This window comes from Inquilinus sp. OTU3971, assembly GCF_038440215.1.
The window spans coordinates 35,855-53,008 of record NZ_JASATH010000005.1 but is presented as its reverse complement, the minus strand read 5'-3'; the positions used below and the strand labels follow the sequence as shown (position 1 = coordinate 53,008).

Below are 17,154 nucleotides of genomic sequence, written 5' to 3'. Positions count from 1 at the left end.
AGACGCGGGCGAAGCCGCCCCAGCGGCCGCGCCGGTCAGCGAATGCCGGCGAGATAGCCCAGCAGCGCATCCGCATCGTCGAACACGGCGTCGAGCGGCATCGCCAGCATCGGGTTCAGCTTGGCGCCGAGGAAGGCGGCGCGGGCATCGGTGTGCAGCCCGACCAGCCGGCGCCCGGGCTTGGCCAGCTGGCGGTGGGCATAGGCCATGCCGAGCTCCAGCGCCGCGCCCTCGTCCGGCACCCGCCCGTCGAGCACGACCAGCAGCACGTCGCAGGCGAAGACCTGGTCGCGGTCCATCTCGAAGATCGCGCGGCGCCGCTGCTCCGGCGGCATCGACGCCCAGGGCTCGCGGCGGCTCTCGACCCCGTCGCGCTGCGGCAGGAAGACGGTGAAGCCCAGCGCCTCGATCCGCTCCGCCAGCACCGCGTTGAAGACGAGCTCGGCAGCCGAGAATAGCGGCGCGGCGAAGTACAGGTGCGGCATCAGCCGCGGCCGATCACGTCCAGCGCCGCCCGGTGCAGCGCCGGGGTGGCGGCGGCCAGGACCTCGCCCGAGGAGTCGAGGCCGAGCGGCTGCCCCTGCCAGTCGGTGATGACGCCGCCGGCGCCCTCGATCACCGGCACCAGCGCCATGTAGTCATAGGGCTGCAAGCCGCGCTCCATCACCAAGTCGATGCAGCCCAGCGCGACCAGGGCATAGCCGTAGCAGTCGAGGCCGTAGCGGCGGTGCTTCACCGCCCCGGCCAGCCGCTCGAAGGTCTTGATGGTGTCGCCCGAGAACACCTCCGGCGAGGTGGTGGTGAGGATGGCGTTGCCGAGCCCGCCGCAGTCGCGGGTGCGGCAGGGCTTGCTGTCGGCCAGCGACGGGTGGCCGGCATGGCCGACGAAGCGCTCGCCCAGCGCCGGCATCTCGATCACCCCGACCAGCGGCTTCCCCTTCTCGACCAGGGCGATCAGCGACCCGAACAGGGGCACGCCGGCAATGAAGGCGCGGGTGCCGTCGATCGGGTCCAGCACCCAGACCAGGTCGCGGTCGACGCCCTCGCGGCCGTGCTCCTCGCCGAGGATGCCGTGGCCGGGGTAGCGGCCATTGATCATCTGCCGCATCAGCTGCTCGACCGAGCGGTCGGCCATGGTCACCGGCGAGTCATCGGCCTTGTCCTCGACCGCAAGCCCGGTGCGGAACCAGCGCATCGCCGCCGGACGGGCGGCATCGGCGAGGCTTTCGGCGAAGGCGACGAAGGGATCGGCGGTCATGGCGCGGACTCTGGGCTTCAGGCTGAGGGGCGCAGCCTCGCCGGAAATAGAGGCCGGGGCAAGCGTTCAGCGAAGCGGGACGGGCCCCGGCCTGCTATCCTGGCCCGGCTGAATCGAGAAGGGTCGCCGGATGCTGCGATACGCCTGGGCCTGTTCCTGCTGCAACCGGCAGCACGACGAACTGCCGCTCGCCTTCGCCGCCGCCGCGCCGTTGGACTACTATGCCGTCCCGGAGGCGGAACGGGAGGCGCGGACACTGCTGACCGACGACATGTGCACGATCGACGAGGCCTTCTATATCCGCGGCTGTCTCGAGATCCCAATCATCGGCCATGACGAGCCGTTCTCCTGGGGCGTCTGGGTGTCGGTGTCGGGTGAGAGCATGGCGCTGATCCTGGAAACCTGGGAGGCGCCGGACCGGGCCCGGCACGCGCCCCGCTTCGGCTGGCTGTCGGCGACGCTGAACACTTATCCCGAGATCCTGAACCTGAAGACGATGGTACGTCTGCGGCCACCGCCGACCCGCCCCTTCATCGAGCTGGAGCCGACCGATCATCCGCTGGCTGTCGAGCAGCGGCAGGGCATCACCCTCGAGCGCGTCGTCGAGATTGTGGAGGCCCATCTGCCGAGGCATTGAGGGTACGGGCTATTCCCGCAGCGCCGCCGCCAGGGCAGCGATCTCCTCCGCCCCCTTGGTGGACGGCGCGGTCTCGACCAGGGTGCGGCCGGACAGCATCGCCGCGGCGAAGCCGGTGCGGTTGCCGATCCGGGCCGCCAGCACCGGGATGCCGAGCTTGCCGATCTCGATCTCCAGCGCGTCCGCGACCTTGGAGCGCGGCGGCACCCGGTTCAGCACGATCCAGGCCGGCACCTTCTCCTCCGCCGCCAGGTCCAGCGTCGGCTGGGTCGCCCACAGGTCCATCGGGCTGGGCTGGATCGGCACCAGCACCAGTTGCGCCGCCCGCACCGCGATGCGGGCGTCGGAGGCGGCGTGCGGCGGGCTGTCGATCAGCACCAGATCATGCGTCGCCCGGGCGCGGTCGACCGCCGCCGGCACCCGCCAGCCGGTGATGCGCAGATGGGTGAAGCCGGGGTCGGCGCCGCGCGCCTCGACCCAGCGGCTGAGGCTGCCCTGCGGGTCGATGTCCACGGTCGCGACCGTGAGGCCGGAGCGGATGAAGGCGGCAGCGAGATGCGCGACCAGCGTGGTCTTGCCCGCCCCGCCCTTCTGCTGCGCCACGGTGATCGTCCGACCGGCCATTCGCACTCTCCGTTTCGCGGAAGTGTCGCGCGGCTTCTGCTGCAGCGCAACATGAGATCTCCGGAGAACGGCCTCGCGGCGGCAGCAGATGGCCGCTCAGCGCATATCGCCTTGGCCGCGGATCGGGCTATAGAACGGGCATGAGCACCCACGACCCGATCCGGACCGAGATCGTCGATGACGGCCCCGCCGGCATCGCCCGCGCCGCGGCGCTGCTGCGCGAGGGCCGCCTAGTCGCCTTCCCGACCGAGACGGTCTACGGCCTGGGCGGCGACGCCACCAACGACCGCGCCGTGGCCGCGATCTTCGAGGCCAAGCAGCGCCCGAGCTTCAACCCGCTGATCTGCCACCTGGCCGATTCCGGGCAGGCCGAGGATCTGGTGCGGTTCGACGACCGCGCCCGGCGCATCGCCGAGACGCTGTGGCCCGGCCCGCTGACCCTGGTGCTGCCGCGGCGCGACGGCGCGCGCGTGTCACTGCTGGCTTCCGCCGGGCTGGACAGCCTGGCGATCCGGGTGCCGGCGCATCCGGCGGCGCGGCGCCTGCTGGCCGCGGTCGGCCGGCCGGTGGCGGCGCCCAGCGCCAATGTCTCCGGCGCGGTCAGCCCGACCACGCCGCAACATGTTTTGGACGGGCTGTCCGGCCGGGTGTCACTGGTGGTGGCCGGCGGGCGCTGCGCCGTCGGGCTGGAATCGACCGTGCTGGACCTGACCGGCGAGCGGCCGGTGCTGCTGCGCCCCGGCGGGGTGACGATCGAGGAGCTGACCGCCCTGCTCGGCCCCGTCGCCCTGCCCGAGAGGGACCCGGAGCGGCCGGCCTCGCCCGGCCAACTGGCCAGCCACTACGCGCCGCGGGCGCAGGTGCGGCTGAACGCCGGCGCGATCGGGCCGGACGAGGTGCTGCTGACCTTCGGTCCCGACCTGCGCAGCGGGCCGAAGGTGATGAATCTGAGCGACAAGGGCAGTCTGGCCGAGGCCGCCGCCAACCTGTTCGCCATGCTGCGGGCGCTGGACAAGACCGGCGCCGGCACCATCGCCGTGGCGCCGATCCCCGAAGCCGGCCTGGGCGCCGCCATCAACGACCGGCTGCGCCGCGCCGCGGCCCCACGATCCTAGGGAGCGACCCATGACCGACGCCGCGCTGCTGGAGGCCCTGGTCGCCATCACCGGCCCGCAGGGCGTGCTGTACGAGGCGGCGGATCTGGCGCCCTATCTGAAGGAATGGCGCAGCAAGTACCAGGGCACGGCCGGCATCGTGGTGCGGCCGGCCACGACCGCCGAGGTGGCGGCGGTGGTCACGCTGTGCGCCGAGCGCGGGGTCGGCGTGGTGCCGCAGGGCGGCAACACCGGCCTGTGCGGCGGCGCCGTGGCCGTGGCCGGGCAGATCCTGCTGTCCACCGACCGGCTGACCCGGATCCGCGAGGTCGATGCCGAGGGCGACCACATCACGGTCGAGGCCGGGGTGATCCTGGCCCAGGTGCAGGCAGCGGCGGAGGCGGCCGACCGGCTGTTCCCGCTGAGCCTCGGCGCCGAGGGCAGCTGCCGCATCGGCGGCAACCTGTCGACCAATGCCGGCGGCACCGCGGTGCTGCGCTACGGCAACACCCGCGACCTGGTGCTGGGGCTGGAGGTGGTGCTGCCCGACGGGCAGGTCTGGGACGGCCTCAGGGCCCTGCGCAAGGACAACACCGGCTACGACCTGAAGCAGCTGTTCATCGGCGCCGAGGGCACGCTGGGCGTGATCACGGCCGCGGTGCTGAAGCTGTTCCCGCGGCCGCGCAGTGTCGCAGCGGCGCTGGTGGCGGTGCCGGACCCGGCCGCCGCCGTGGCCCTGTTCGGCCGCGCCCGGACCGAGGCCGGCGGGTCGGTCACCGGGGTCGAGCTGATGCCGCGGCTGGCCATCGACTTCGCCCTGCGGCATGTCGCCGGCGTCGTGGACCCGCTGGCCGAAGCGCACCCCTGGTACGTGCTGCTGGAGCTGTCCTCCCCTGCCGCCGACGCCCCGCTGGCGGAGCAGCTGGAGGCGATCCTGGCCGGCGGCCTGGAGGCCGGGCTGGTGACGGACGCCGCGATCGCGTCCAGCGAGGCGCAGCGCAAGGCCTTCTGGCGGATCCGCGAGGCGATCGTCGAAGGCCAGCGCTTCGAGGGCGGGGCGATCAAGCACGACATCGCCGTGCCGGTGGCGAAGGTGCCGGAGTTCCTGGAGCGGGCGACGGCGCTGGCCGAGGCGATGGCGCCGGGCGTGCGGGTGATCGGCTTCGGCCATCTCGGCGACGGCAACATCCATTTCAACCTGAACCAGCCGGTGGGCGCCGACCGCGCCGCCTTCATGGCGCGCTGGGAGGAGATCAGCCACCGGGTGCACGACATCGTCGCCGCCCTGGACGGGTCGATCAGCGCCGAACACGGCGTCGGCCTCTTGAAGCGCGACGAGATCGCCGAGCGCAAGCCGGCGGTCGAGATCGACCTGATGCGCCGGATCAAGCGGGCGATCGACCCGGCCGGGATCATGAATCCGGGCAAGGTGATCGAAGCGTAGGGCACCGCTGGCCATCCCGATCGGTTCTAGAGTCGTCTGCTGTCGAATCCGGCCCTGCGCCGACGACAAGATGCGTCAACCCGTGGAGGACCTCCCGATGGACGCGAAGACCCTGACCCCGGCGGCCGAGCTGGCCCGCGCCAACCCTGTCCGCATCCCCAATGAGAGCGCCGAATACCGCGCCGCCCGCACCGCCCTGCTGGCCGAGGAGATCGAGCTGCGGCGCCGGATCGAGAGCGTCGCCGCCCAGCGCCGCGCGCTGCCGCCCGGCGGCCCGGTGACCGGAGACTACCGTTTCGAGGGCGCGGACGGCCCGACCGACCTGGCCGGGCTGTTCGGCGACAAGCAGACCTTGGTGGTCTACAGCTACATGTTCGGGCCGCAGCGCGAGCGCCCCTGCCCGATGTGCACCAACCTGCTGGACGCCTGGGAGGGCAACGCCGCCGATATCGGCCAGCGCGCCGCCCTGGCCGTGGTCGCGCGCTCGCCCTTCGCCCGGCTGGCCGCGTGGAAGCGCGAGCGCGGCTGGCGCGACCTGCGCCTCTACAGCGACCTCGACGGCGCCTATTCGCACGACTATTTCGGCGTCGCGCCCGACGGGTCGGACATCCCCGCGCTGAACGTGTTCACCCGGCGCGACGGCACCATCCGCCACTTCTGGGCCGGCGAGATGACCGGCGAGACCGCCGATCCCGGCCAGGACCCGCGCGGCGCCCCCGACCCGTCGCCGCTGTGGATGGTGCTGGACTGCACCCCGGAGGGCCGGGGCACGGATTGGTACCCGAAGCTGAGCTACGACTGAGAGGAGCGGCCGGGCGCTGTCGTCCCGGCCGCGCCCGCCTCACCAGTGGCCGCGACGCCCCCAGCCGCCGCCGCGGTAGTGGCGGTGACCGCGATAGCCGTCGTCATCGTCGGCCAGGGCCGCGCCGAGGGCGATGCCGCCGATCGCCAGCAGGCCGGCCGCCACCGCGGCGTTGGTGTCCTGCTGCTGCCGCTCGGCCTGGGCCTGGTACGACAGCGGGCCGACGGAGTCGCAGGCATAGGGATCGCCATAGGAGCATTGCTGCGAGGCGTAGTTCAGCTGCATTTCGCTCGGGGTCGGCCCGCAGGCCGCCAGGGCAGCCAAGACGTCGACGATACCAACCCGCGAGAGTCGGGACCCCAACGAACCGGCAACCATATCCATCTCCACCCGACCGGGTTTCAGCCAGTCGGCACGCCGTTTTCCAATTGAGGCAATTCCATGGCAACTTTACGGCGAACCTTGGAATTACCCACAGGGCGGCGGGATGACTTTCCAGACCCAACGCCCCTTCCGCCTCAATACACGGATGACGCAGATCACTCCGTCGTCTGATTGCGCGGAACGGGGAGGGCTGCCGATCCGGCTACAGCGCCCGGCGGGGGGCCAGGCGCAGCCGGGCCATGGCCGGGGCCGGCATCGGCGCGGTCCGGGCCGGGCGGATGCGGAAGGCCGGGGCAGGCTTGGCCGGCAGATCGCGGCCGCGCTTCCAGGGCTGGCCGTTGAACCAGGCAGCGCCGCGAGCCCAGAACCAGAGCAGCCCGATGCCGCCGAGATTGACCGCGAGATGCGGCAGCAGCCCCTGCCCCGCCTGGTCGAAGACGATGCCGCCGACGAAGGACAGGGCCATGCCGAGCAGGAACACCGACAGCGAGTGGCGGCCCATCACGGCCACCGGCTCGGCCCCGCGCGGGGTGATCAGATCCGGCACGGCGCGCAGCAGCGACACCACGACATAGGCCAGGGCGAAGAAGTGCAGCAGGCGCAGCGGGCCGTTATCCGTCTTGCGCGCCAGCGGCTCCAGGATGTCGCGCATGCCGGCGAACAGGCCGCCGTCCAGCCGCACCAGCGACAGCGCCAGGGCCGCGCAGAACACCAGGTAGATCAGCGCCACGGTGATGCGGCCGCGCGTCACCCGCGGCACCTCGAACCAGCCGGCGCCGTAGCCGTAGCCGGCGACGAACAGCACCTGCCAGGCGAAGGGGTTGAAGAACCAGCCGCGGCCTTCGGTGCTGTCGGCCGTCAGGTTCCAGCCATCGGCCACCGCCCCGATGTAGAGCACAGCCGAGACGGCCACCACCAGCACCGGCGAGATCCGCGCCAGCAGCACCATCGCCGGGATCGCGGCCAGCAGCAGCATATAGAGCGGCAGGATGTCGAAATAATGCGGCACATAGTGCAGCGACAGCAGCTCGAACAGCGATCCGCCGGGGTCCTGGAAGAACCGGTCGATGCCCAGGCGGGAGATGTAGTTCGGCTCGGCGAAGATCCGGTTCGCGCCGATGATGATGCCGCAGATGACGATGAACAGGCCGATATGGGCGCGGTAGAGCTGCCAGACGCGCTGGACCACGCGGCCAAATCCTGCCAGGAATCCGGCGCGGTCGAAGCTACGGCCGAACGCCATCGCCGAGGACAGCCCGGCCAGGAAGATGAAGATCTCCGCTGCGTCGCTCAGACCATATATCCGCGGCGTGAACATTCCTGCAATGTTCCCGGGGACATGGTTTATGAAAATGATGATCAGCGCCAGACCACGGAAGAAATCAATCCGAATGTCCCGCGCCGGCTTCTGTGCGGTCATTTCATCTCTCCGGCTGCATCAGCCCGACGAGGCGATGCAATTGGGGAACGCTTCATACAGGACGAGGTTCCCTCGAAAACCAGGGTGTGGAACACTGCCGCACGGAGGGGCGGATTGAGCATGTTTCGCCTGTGCATCGCGATCCTGCTGCTGGCCGTCGCGCCGGTGCTGGACCGGCCTGCCCGAGCCCAGGGCATGGCGCCGGCCGAGACCGTGATGTTCAAGAGTCTGTCCGGCGAGGTGATCACCGGACGCCTGTTCCTGCCCAAGGGCGCGGGCCCGTTCCCGGCCGTCGTCGGGCTGCACGGGTCCGGCGGCTATGCCCCGGCGCATGACCGCTGGGCCACCCGGCTGACCGCCAGCGGCTATGCCATGCTCCTGGTCGACAGCTACACGCCACGCGGCTACCGCGAGATCATCTCGGTCGGCCTGTCGACGATCCCGGTCGAACTGCGCGTCAAGGACGCGGTCGGAGCCCTTGAGTATCTACAAACTCGCAAGGAAATCAATCCCAAACAGATCGCCGTGCTGGGCTGGTCGCAGGGCGCCACCACCGCCGTCGCCACCACGGCGACGATGCGGCAGTCGCTGATCGCCAAGACCGCGCCGCATTTCGCCGCGGCGATCGCCCTCTACCCCCGCTGCAACCAGTACATGACCGACGCCCAGCCGGTCGGCGACACGCCGCTGCTGGTGCTGATGGGGGCGGCCGACAGCGTCACCCCGGCCGCGGCCTGCGACACGCTGTTCGACGCCTGGCTGTCCAAGGGCGCCGCGGTCAGCCTGATCGTCTATCCCGGCATGCAGCACAATTTCGACTTCACCGCCCCGACCACGGCGATGCTGGACCGGGCCCAGCCGATCGCCGACCCGCCGGCGCTGAGCCCGAGCTGGACCCCGGTCGACGACGCCGAGGTGCGCGCCTTGAGCTTCCTCGACAAGCGGCTGGGGCTTGATTTGGGCGCCGGTTCGGTGAAATCTCCCCTTTACGTAAACGGAAACCCCAATCCACCGGGGAACCAGGGAGTCGTCCGATGACCGCCTATGCCGCGCCGCTCGCCGACATGCGCTTCGTGCTGCGGCATCTGGTCGGGCTCGACCGCATCGCCGCCCTGCCCGGCAAAACCGAGACGACGCCGGAGCTGGTCGACGCGGTGCTGGAGGAGGCCGGCAGGCTGGCGGCCGAGGTGATCGCGCCCTTGAACGCCATCGGCGACCGCGAGGGCGCGAAGCTGGAGAACGGCGTGGTGCGCACCGCCCCCGGCTTCCGCGAGGCTTATGCGCAGTACCGCGACGGCGGCTGGAACGCCCTGCCCTTCGAGGCGGCATGGGGCGGCCAGGACCTGCCCTGGGCGGTGGCGATGGCGGTGTCGGAGATGTGGCAGTCGGCCAGCCTGGCGTTCGGCCTGTGCCCGGTCCTGAACCAGGGCGCGGTCGAGGCGCTGCAGGCGCATGGCTCGGACGAGCAGAAGCGGACCTACCTGCCGAAGCTGGTCTCCGGCGTCTGGACCGGCACCATGAACCTGACCGAGCCGCAGGCGGGATCCGACGTCGGCGCGGTGCGGACCAAGGCGGAGCGGCGGGCGGACGGCAGCTACCGCATCACCGGCCAGAAGATCTTCATCACCTATGGCGACCACGACATGGCCGAGAACATCGTCCATCTCGTGCTGGCCCGCACGCCCGACGCGCCGGCCGGGATCAAGGGCATCAGCCTGTTCCTGGTGCCCAAGCTGCTGCCCGACGCCGCGGGCGAGCCGGGCGAGCGCAACGACCTGCGCTGCGTCAGCCTGGAGCACAAGCTGGGCATCCATGCCAGCCCGACCTGCGTCATGGCCTATGGCGACGCCGGCGGCGCCACCGGCTTCCTGATCGGCCAGGAGAACCGCGGCATCGAGTACATGTTCACGATGATGAACAACGCCCGGCTGACCGTCGGGCTGCAGGGCGTGGCGATCGCCGAGCGCGCCACCCAGGCGGCCGAGGCCTATGCCGCCACCCGGGTCCAGGGCAAGCCGATCGGTGCGGAGAACGGCACGCCGATCGCGGCCCATCCCGATGTCCGCCGGATGCTGCTGTCGATGCGCTGCCTGACCGAGGCGGCGCGGGCCCTGACCTACAGCGCCGGCGCGGCGCTGGACCTCGCCCGCTTCCACCCCGACCCGGCCGAGCGGGCGAAAGCGCAGGCCCGGGCCGACCTGCTGACGCCGGTGGTGAAGGGCTGGTCGACCGATGTCGGCTGCGAGGTCGCCTCGACCGGCATCCAGGTGCATGGCGGCATGGGCTATATCGAGGAGACCGGCGCCGCCCAGTTCCTGCGCGACGCCCGGATCACGCCGATCTACGAGGGCACCAACGGCATCCAGGCCAATGACCTGGTGTTCCGCAAGGTCGCGCGCGACGGCGGCGCGGCGGCGCTGGCGCTGTTCGAGGAGATGGCACAGACCCAGGCGGAGCTGGCCACCCACCCGGGCGCGGCGCCGATCCGCGACCGGCTGGTGGAGAGCCTGGCGGCGCTGATGGCGGCGACCGACTGGGTGGTCGAGACCGCGCCCTCGAACCCGGCCGCCGTCGCCGCCAGCGCGGTGCACTATCTCCGCATGTTCGGCCTGGTGGCCGGCGGCTGGCTGATGGCCCGGGCGGCGCTGGCCGATGAGAGCGATCCCGAGCTCCGCGCCGCCAAGCTGGCCCATGCCCGCTTCTTCGCCGAGCAGTTCCTGCCCCAGGCCGCGGCCCTGCTGCTGCCGATCACCGAGGGCTGGCGGAGCGTGGTGGAGTAGCCGCCCTCAGGCGTGGATGCCCAGCCGCTCGACCTCGGCGGCGGCGTCGCGCCATTCCTGGGCGTAGTCGACGTCCTGGTAGTTCTCGAACCACGGGCCGCCGCGGGTATAGTGCACCGCCTGCGGATATCCCTTCGCCGGCTTCGGGTACCAGCCCTCGAGCCAGTTCCAGCCGGTCTCGAGTGAACCGATCTGGTCGTCCGCCAGCCACTGGAAGCGGTGCAGGAAGGCGCCGGTCTCGCGGTTCACCACCTCCGGCGTCAGCGCCGCGTTCGCCGGGTGGCCGCAGTTGAACAGCATCAGGCTGGACCAGTTCTTGCGCGGATAGGCCGCCTGCGGCTTGCCGTCCATCTTCACCGCCTCCTTCGGCTGATAGTCGTGCTGCACGACCATCACCGCGTAGCGGTCCTGGGCCTGGGCGAAGAGGTCGGCGATGTCGCGGAACCACAGGAAGTCGCAGTCGCAGAACACCGCCCAGCCATGGTACCCGGCCAGGGCCGGCACCAGGAAGCGGCTGAAGGTGAACTCGGTCGAGCCGAGCGTGTCGACCGGGCGGGTGTAGATGCCCTGCGCCCGCAGCTCCGGCAGCTTCAGGGCCGAGACCTCGACCGGCTTCGAGGCGTGCTGCAGCACCGAATGACGGCAGACCTGCCACGCGATGTCCTCGCGTGAATCGTAACCGACATAGAGGCGCAGCTTTTCGCTCATTCCCATACTCCCGCTTTGCGACCGGCTCGCAACGCCCCTTCCCTAGCACGGGCGCGGGCCACAGTCTAACGCTCGCCCTTGCGGTACGGCACCATCAAAGCCTTGGGCACCGTGGCCCGGCGCGACATGGCGATCAGGGCGAGGATGCTGAGCAGATAGGGCAGCATCAGGAAGATCTGGTAGGGCACCACGCCGCCGGCGAGCTGCTGCAGCCGCACCTGGAAGGCGTCGAAGGCGCCGAACAGCAGGGCGCCGAGCAGCGCCTTGCCCGGCCGCCAGGAGGCGAAGACCACCAGGGCGATGCAGACCCAGCCGCGGCCCGCCACCATCTCGAAGAAGAAGGCGTTGAACGCCGACATGGTCAGGAAGGCGCCGCCGACCGCCATCAGCGCCGACCCGGCCATCACCGCGCCGAGGCGGACCGCGACGACATTGATGCCCTGCGCCTCGGCCGCCGCCGGGTTCTCGCCGACCGCGCGCAAGGCGAGGCCGAGCGGGGTGCGGTGGAGGATCCAGGCGGTGACGGCGACGGCGGCCAGCGCCAGATAGGTCAGCGGCGTCTGCTGGAACAGCACCGGGCCGACCCAGGGCAGGTCGGACAGGCCGGGCAGCGCCACCGGCTGGAACGGCTCGATCCGCGGCGGGGTCGAGGCGTTCGGCAGCACCATGCGGTAGGTGAAGTAGGACAGGCTGGTGGCCAGCAGCGTGACGCCGATGCCGGTGACGTGCTGCGACAGGCCGAGCGGCACGGTCAGCAGGGCATGCAGCAGGCCGAAGGCAGCGCCGACCCCGGCCGCGAAGATCACGCCGGTCCACAGGTCACCGCCCTGGTACACCCACATCCAGCCGGCCATGGCGCCGGCGGTGAAGATACCCTCGATGCCCAGGTTCAGCACCCCGGCGCGCTCGCAGATCAGCTCGCCCAGCGTGCCGAAGATGAGCGGCGTGGCGATCCGCAGCGCCGCCGCCCAGAAGCTGGCGGCCAGCAGGATGTCGAAGACCTCGCTCATCGCCACCTCACCCGGTAGCGCAGCACGATGCCGGACAGCAGCACCGTCAGCAGCGAGGTGGCGACCACCAGGTTGGCGATGTAGCTGGAGACGCCGATCGCCCGGCTCATGCTGTCGGCGCCGACGAAGACCGCGGCCACGAACAACGCCGCCAGCAGCACGCCGAGCGCGTGCAGCTGCGCCAGCATGGCGACGACGATGCCGGCATAGCCGTAGCCGGGCGACAGGTCCTGGGTCAGGTAGCCCTTCAGCCCTGCCACCTCCCCCACCCCGGCCAGGCCGGCCAGCGCGCCGGAAATCAGGCCGACGCGCAGCACCACCCTTCCGACCGGCATGCCGGCGAAGCGGGCGGCGGAGGGGTTGGCGCCGGTGGCCCGCATCTCGAAGCCCCAGATCGTGCGTGCCAGCATCAGCCAGACCAGGATGGCGGCGACGACGGCGATCACCAGCCCGGCATGGATGCGGCTGCGCGGGATCAGCTTCGGCAGGGCCGCGGCGTCGAGGATCGGCGCCGATTGCGGCCAGCCCATGCCCATCGGGTCCTTCATCGGCCCTTCCAGCATCATCGAGACGAGCAGCAGCACGACGAAGTTGAGCAGCAGGGTGGTCACCACCTCGTCGACGCCGAACCGGGTCTTGAGCAGGGTCGGGCCCAGCATCCACAGCCCCCCGGCCAGCGCGCCGGCGGCGAGGATCAGCGGCAGCAGCGCCCAGCCGGGCAGGTCGAGCACGCCGGAGCCGAGCGCCGTCGCCGCCAGGGCGCCGAGATAGAGCTGCCCCTCCGCCCCGATGTTCCACAGCTTGGCCCGGAAGGCGACGGTGGCGGCCAAGCCGGTCAGCACCAGCGGCGTGGCGCGGGACAGGGTCTCGGCGATGGCGAAGCGCGAGCCGAAGGCGCCCTGGGCCATCACCTGATAGGCCTCGAGCACCGGCGCACCGGCCCACAGCAGCGGGATGGCGCAGAGCAGCAGCGCCAGCACGGCGGCACCGGCCGAGGCGCCGAGCATCAGCAACGGCGAGGCGCGCTCGCGCGGCTCAAGCCACATCGGCCGGCTCCTGCCCCGCCATCATCAGGCCGAGGGCACGGATGGTCAGCCGCTCCGCAGGCAACGGCGGGGTGAGGCGGCCGTTATGGATCACGGCGATGCGGTCGGACAAAGCGAACAGTTCGTCGAGATCCTCCGTGATCAGCAGCACGCCGGCGCCGCGATCGCGCGCGGCCAGCAGCCTGCCGTGGATCTCGGCCACCGCGCCGACATCGAGGCCGCGGGTCGGCTGGCAGGCCAGGACCAGGCCGGGCGACCGCTCCAGCACCCGGCCCAGGATCAGCTTCTGGATGTTGCCGCCGGACAGCAGCCGGGTGTGCGCCTCCGGCCCCGGGCCGCGCACGTCATAGGCGCCGATCAGCCGCCGCGCCCGGTCGCGCAGGGCGGCCCGGCGCATCAGCCCCCAGCGCTGCGCCGAGCGGCCGCGGTAATCCTCCAGCGCCAGGGTCTCCCACACCGCCATGTCGCCGACGACGCCGTCGCGGTGGCGGTCCTCCGGAATCCGGCCGACCCCGGCCGAGACCATGGCGGCGGGCGACCCGACCGGCGCCGGGTGGTCGAACAGGGCGACCCGGCCGGCATCGAGCCGGGCCAGACCCGAGACCAGCCCGGCCAGCGCCGCTTGGCCGTTGCCGGAGACGCCGGCGATGCCGAGCACCTCGCCGGCCCGGAGCTCGAACGTCACGCCGTCGAGGAGCTTCCGGCCGTGCACTCCGCGCAGGGTGACGCCGTCCAAGGCCAGCACCGGGGCGCCGGGCGCGGCCGGGCTCTTGCGCGTCTCCGGGACGGCACGGCCGATCATGGCCTCGGCCAGGGCGGCGCGGTCGGCGCCGGCGGTCGGCCGTTCCGCCACCACCCGGCCGGCGCGCAGCACCACGACGCGGTGGCTGATCGCCAGCACCTCGGCCAGCTTGTGCGAGATGAAGACGATGCCGAGCCCCTGCCCCGCCAGCCGGCGCAGCACCGCGAACAGCCCGTCGGCCTCCTGCGGGGTCAGCACCGCCGTCGGCTCGTCCAGGATCAGGATCCGGGCGTCGCGGTACAGCGCCTTCAGGATCTCGACCCGCTGCCGTTCGCCGACCGACAGGCCGGACACCATCGCGTCGAGCGGCACGGCCAGGCCCGAGGCCTCGATCAGCGCCGCCAGCTTCGCCCGCGCCGCGCGCCGCCGCAGCGCCGGCCGCCACAGCGGCTGCGAGCCGAGCACGATGTTGTCGAACACGCTGAGATTGTCGGCCAAAGCGAAGTGCTGGTGCACCATGCCGATGCCGGCGGCCAGCGCCGCCTGGGGCGAGCCCGGGCGCAGCGGCTGCAGGGCGCCGGCCAGCCCCGCCACCTCCACCGTCCCGGCATCGGCCACGTAATGGCCGAACAGGATGCTCATCAGCGTGGTCTTGCCGGCGCCGTTCTCGCCGAGCAGCGCCAGCACCTCGCCGCGGGCGAGGTCGAGGTCGATCCCGTCATTGGCGAGCAGCGCGCCGAAGCGCTTGGTGATGCCGCGCAGGCGCAGGGCCGGCGCGGCACCCGAGGTTTCGGCCGGCGAGATCACAGCGTCGGCTTCGGCTCGCTGTCATCGACCTTGACCGTGAAGGCGCCGCTCTCGATCTCCTTCTGCCGGGCGGCCACCTTGTCGATGATCGCCTGGTCGACCAGCTTCGGATCGAGCGGCGCGAGCGTGGCGCCGCCCGCCTTCATGGCGCTGTACGGGCCGTAATCCTCGGCCTTGAAGCTGCCGCCGGCCACCGCCTTCAACGCCCGGTCGATGGTCGGCTCCATGTGCCACAGCGCGCTGGCCACCACCGTGCCGGGATATTCCGACTGGGTGTCGATGACGTTGCCGATGGCGAACACCTTGCGCTCCTTGGCCGCGTCGGAGACGCCATAGCGCTCGGCATACAGCACGTCGGCGCCGGCATCGATCATGGCGAAGGCGGCTTCCTTGGCCTTGGGCGGGTCGTACCAGGAGCCGATGAAGGTGATCGAGAACTTGACCTGCGGGTTGACCTCCAGCGCCCCGGCCATGAAGGCGTGCATCAGCCGGTTGACCTCGGGGATCGGGTAGCCGCCGACCATGCCGATCTTGTTGGACTTGGTCTTCAGCCCGGCGACCATGCCGGTGAGGTAGGAGGCGTCCTGGATGTAGTTGTCGAAGACAGCGAAGTTCGGCTCGGCCGGCGGCAGGCTGGAGCCCATCAGGAAGGCGGTGTCGGGATAGTCCTTGGCCACCGCCCGGGCGCCGCGCTCGACCCCGAAGGCCTCGCCGATGATCAGCTTCTTGCCGGCCTCGGCGTATTCGCGCATGACGCGCTCGTAGTCGGTGTTCGACGTGTTCTCGGAATAGACGTAGTCGATCTCGCCGCGGTCCTGCGCCGCCTTCAGCGCCTTGTGGATGCGGCTGACCCATTGCTGCTCGACCGGCACGGTATAGACCGCCGCCACCGCCAGCTTGTCCGCCGCGCGAGCCTGCGGCAGCGCCGCGGCCCCGAGCATCGCCACCGCCGCGCCGAGCAGCGCCCGGCGGCTCCAACATCCCAGCATCATGTGCCCCCTGTTCTTCTGATTTTGACCAGCCGGTCAAGTGTGCAGAAAGCGGCGCGCGGCGCAACAGGCCGGCGGCGGGACCGAGTCTCTCCTGTTTGCGGGCTCGCGGAAATCTATGGCCTTGTCGGGCGTCCTACGGAGTTCCGGCGAGATTCGCGGCTCTGTACCGCTCGATCAGATACATTCCGACGGCGCCCATCGTGAGGGTGATCAGCGGCGTGACCACTTGGGACACTCGTGTCCAGCTGATCTGAGAATCCGCCCTGTCCCTGTACTTGCTGTCCTCGCCCTTCTTGCCGATGTCGGAGAGGATCTTGGATACGCCTTCCTGGAACTTGGCTTCCGTGATCTCGTTGGCGATGGCCTGACGGGCAAGATCCCGAACCTGGCTCCTGAAGCTCTCCAGTTGCAACGCGAGGGCGCCGTCCATCTCTTCCTTGAAGCAGATCGTGATGCCCTGGTCGATGGCGACCATCGTGGCGTGGACGAACTGGTCCATGGCCTTCCTGTGCTCGGCGGGCGATACCCAGCGGCCATTGTGGGCGTCGTATTTCACAGCCGGTCCGTCGGGCTCGTCCTTGGAACCCGGCTTCCTTTGCAATACAAGCGTGCCTTCCCCCCATACTCCCGGCGTCGAGGGGCGATACTCAGCGTGCACCATTTCCGCCGGGTTGTCCTGAATGCGGGTCCCTCCTGCGGTGTTCTCGACCTTCTGCGTCCGGACGAAAACCGGAATGTAGAACTTGCGGTCGTCGTCCTTGCCGATCTCGACGAGGCCGCTCTTCGGAAACTCCTTCACCGGGCTTCCGGTCGTCGCTTTCGCTTTCGTGATCGTGCTGGGCTGGTTCCTGTTCGAGAACGCAATCGCGGGGGCGGCTTCGGACAACGAGGCGTCCTGCAGCCTGATCGCCCAGTCGACGAATTCCGCGCTTCCCTCCCGGGCAGGCTTGACAATGGCCCCGGGCTTCACCCGCATCACCGCGCCGCTGCCGTCGCGCTCGACCTCTTTGATCCAGAAGCCATCCGAGCCGGGCCTGCGCAGCACCTCGACCAGTTGACCGTCATAGGTTCCATCATAGACTTCGTAGGTGCCGTCGTCCGGCAGGGATTCCGTGCCTTTCGGGTCAAGCCTGTCCGGAATGAACGCTCCGCTGCCGCCGGCGGACAGGACCTTTTCTCCGGGCGCGAAGGTCGATGTGAGCAGCCGCATCTCGCCATTCTGGGCCCGTTCAACCACGACGGGCCGACCATGGACGGAGCCGGCCAGCACCCGTCGAGCATCATCAAGCCGACCAACGGTGCAACCGTTCTCGACCTCGTCGTTGCTCCACTCGACCGCGCTGATCGGTGCGAGGTCCGCCCGCGAGATCCACTCGAGCTCCATCGCATCCGCCTCCGGCTCGGGC

The 17,154-nt window shown here is 70.7% G+C and carries 17 protein-coding genes; 6 read left to right on the top strand and 11 right to left on the bottom strand.

From position 1 onward, the window contains the following. Window positions 1-35: 35 nt before the first annotated feature. Window positions 36-485, bottom strand: coding sequence for a nucleoside 2-deoxyribosyltransferase (locus tag AAHM41_RS02415; protein ID WP_342234904.1), 450 nt, complete (start codon window positions 483-485; stop codon window positions 36-38). Then, the gene (gene hisN, locus AAHM41_RS02410) at window positions 485-1,258 is read right to left on the bottom strand and encodes a histidinol-phosphatase (RefSeq protein ID WP_342234903.1); all 774 of its coding nucleotides are present in this window, start codon (window positions 1,256-1,258) and stop codon (window positions 485-487) included. Before hisN ends, AAHM41_RS02415 begins: the two co-directional genes overlap by 1 nt. 130 nt (window positions 1,259-1,388) lie before the next feature. Between hisN and AAHM41_RS02405 the strand changes: the two genes are divergently transcribed. Further along, window positions 1,389-1,895 carry a DUF2199 domain-containing protein gene (locus AAHM41_RS02405; protein WP_342234902.1) on the top strand — a complete coding sequence of 169 codons (507 nt, stop codon included), beginning with the start codon at window positions 1,389-1,391 and terminating at the stop codon, window positions 1,893-1,895. A 9-nt stretch (window positions 1,896-1,904) separates the two neighbouring features. Here AAHM41_RS02405 and parA read toward each other — a convergent pair whose 3' ends face one another. Next, the gene (gene parA / locus AAHM41_RS02400; protein WP_342234901.1) at window positions 1,905-2,519 is read right to left on the bottom strand and encodes a ParA family partition ATPase; all 615 of its coding nucleotides are present in this window, start codon (window positions 2,517-2,519) and stop codon (window positions 1,905-1,907) included. A gap of 140 nt (window positions 2,520-2,659) precedes the next feature. Here parA and AAHM41_RS02395 point away from each other — a divergent pair, with 140 nt between their 5' ends. The 3 genes from AAHM41_RS02395 (at window position 2,660) to AAHM41_RS02385 (ending at window position 5,859) form a co-directional block, all read left to right on the top strand. After that, window positions 2,660-3,634 carry an L-threonylcarbamoyladenylate synthase gene (locus tag AAHM41_RS02395; RefSeq protein WP_342234900.1) on the top strand — a complete coding sequence of 325 codons (975 nt, stop codon included), beginning with the start codon at window positions 2,660-2,662 and terminating at the stop codon, window positions 3,632-3,634. A gap of 10 nt (window positions 3,635-3,644) precedes the next feature. Further along, on the top strand, window positions 3,645-5,057 hold the full coding sequence (locus AAHM41_RS02390) for an FAD-binding oxidoreductase (protein ID WP_342234899.1): 1,413 nt from the start codon (window positions 3,645-3,647) through the stop codon (window positions 5,055-5,057). Window positions 5,058-5,154: 97 nt separating this feature from the next. Further along, window positions 5,155-5,859: a DUF899 family protein gene (locus AAHM41_RS02385; RefSeq protein ID WP_342234898.1), complete on the top strand. Its 705-nt coding sequence runs from the start codon at window positions 5,155-5,157 to the stop codon at window positions 5,857-5,859. Window positions 5,860-5,898: 39 nt separating this feature from the next. On the opposite strand, the gene AAHM41_RS02380 is transcribed toward AAHM41_RS02385, so the two are convergent. Together AAHM41_RS02380 and AAHM41_RS02375 are read right to left on the bottom strand one after the other, a co-directional pair. Then, complete coding sequence (locus AAHM41_RS02380; RefSeq protein WP_342234897.1) at window positions 5,899-6,144, bottom strand: hypothetical protein; 246 nt, start codon at window positions 6,142-6,144, stop codon at window positions 5,899-5,901. A 301-nt stretch (window positions 6,145-6,445) separates the two neighbouring features. Further along, a complete protein-coding gene (locus tag AAHM41_RS02375) occupies window positions 6,446-7,663 on the bottom strand; it encodes an OpgC family protein (RefSeq protein WP_342234896.1) in 1,218 nt (405 codons plus the stop codon). Window positions 7,664-7,783: 120 nt separating this feature from the next. Here AAHM41_RS02375 and AAHM41_RS02370 point away from each other — a divergent pair, with 120 nt between their 5' ends. Further along, the gene (locus tag AAHM41_RS02370; RefSeq protein ID WP_342234943.1) at window positions 7,784-8,701 is read left to right on the top strand and encodes a dienelactone hydrolase family protein; all 918 of its coding nucleotides are present in this window, start codon (window positions 7,784-7,786) and stop codon (window positions 8,699-8,701) included. Beyond that, window positions 8,698-10,443 carry an acyl-CoA dehydrogenase gene (locus AAHM41_RS02365; protein WP_342234895.1) on the top strand — a complete coding sequence of 582 codons (1,746 nt, stop codon included), beginning with the start codon at window positions 8,698-8,700 and terminating at the stop codon, window positions 10,441-10,443. The genes AAHM41_RS02370 and AAHM41_RS02365 overlap by 4 nt, the downstream gene beginning before the upstream one ends. A gap of 6 nt (window positions 10,444-10,449) precedes the next feature. Here the strand turns inward: AAHM41_RS02365 and AAHM41_RS02360 are convergent, their stop codons facing one another. The 6 genes from AAHM41_RS02360 to AAHM41_RS02335 form a co-directional block, all read right to left on the bottom strand. After that, window positions 10,450-11,151, bottom strand: coding sequence for a hypothetical protein (locus tag AAHM41_RS02360; protein ID WP_342234894.1), 702 nt, complete (start codon window positions 11,149-11,151; stop codon window positions 10,450-10,452). Between the two features lie 65 nt (window positions 11,152-11,216). Next, the gene (locus AAHM41_RS02355) at window positions 11,217-12,161 is read right to left on the bottom strand and encodes an ABC transporter permease (protein ID WP_342234893.1); all 945 of its coding nucleotides are present in this window, start codon (window positions 12,159-12,161) and stop codon (window positions 11,217-11,219) included. Next, on the bottom strand, window positions 12,158-13,207 hold the full coding sequence (locus tag AAHM41_RS02350; protein WP_342234892.1) for an ABC transporter permease: 1,050 nt from the start codon (window positions 13,205-13,207) through the stop codon (window positions 12,158-12,160). Before AAHM41_RS02350 ends, AAHM41_RS02355 begins: the two co-directional genes overlap by 4 nt. Beyond that, the gene (locus tag AAHM41_RS02345) at window positions 13,197-14,756 is read right to left on the bottom strand and encodes an ABC transporter ATP-binding protein (protein ID WP_342234891.1); all 1,560 of its coding nucleotides are present in this window, start codon (window positions 14,754-14,756) and stop codon (window positions 13,197-13,199) included. Before AAHM41_RS02345 ends, AAHM41_RS02350 begins: the two co-directional genes overlap by 11 nt. Next, window positions 14,753-15,748 carry a BMP family protein gene (locus tag AAHM41_RS02340; protein ID WP_342234890.1) on the bottom strand — a complete coding sequence of 332 codons (996 nt, stop codon included), beginning with the start codon at window positions 15,746-15,748 and terminating at the stop codon, window positions 14,753-14,755. The genes AAHM41_RS02345 and AAHM41_RS02340 overlap by 4 nt, the downstream gene beginning before the upstream one ends. 133 nt (window positions 15,749-15,881) lie before the next feature. Then, on the bottom strand, window positions 15,882-17,132 hold the full coding sequence (locus tag AAHM41_RS02335; protein WP_342234889.1) for a hypothetical protein: 1,251 nt from the start codon (window positions 17,130-17,132) through the stop codon (window positions 15,882-15,884). Between the last annotated feature and the right edge of the window lie 22 nt (window positions 17,133-17,154).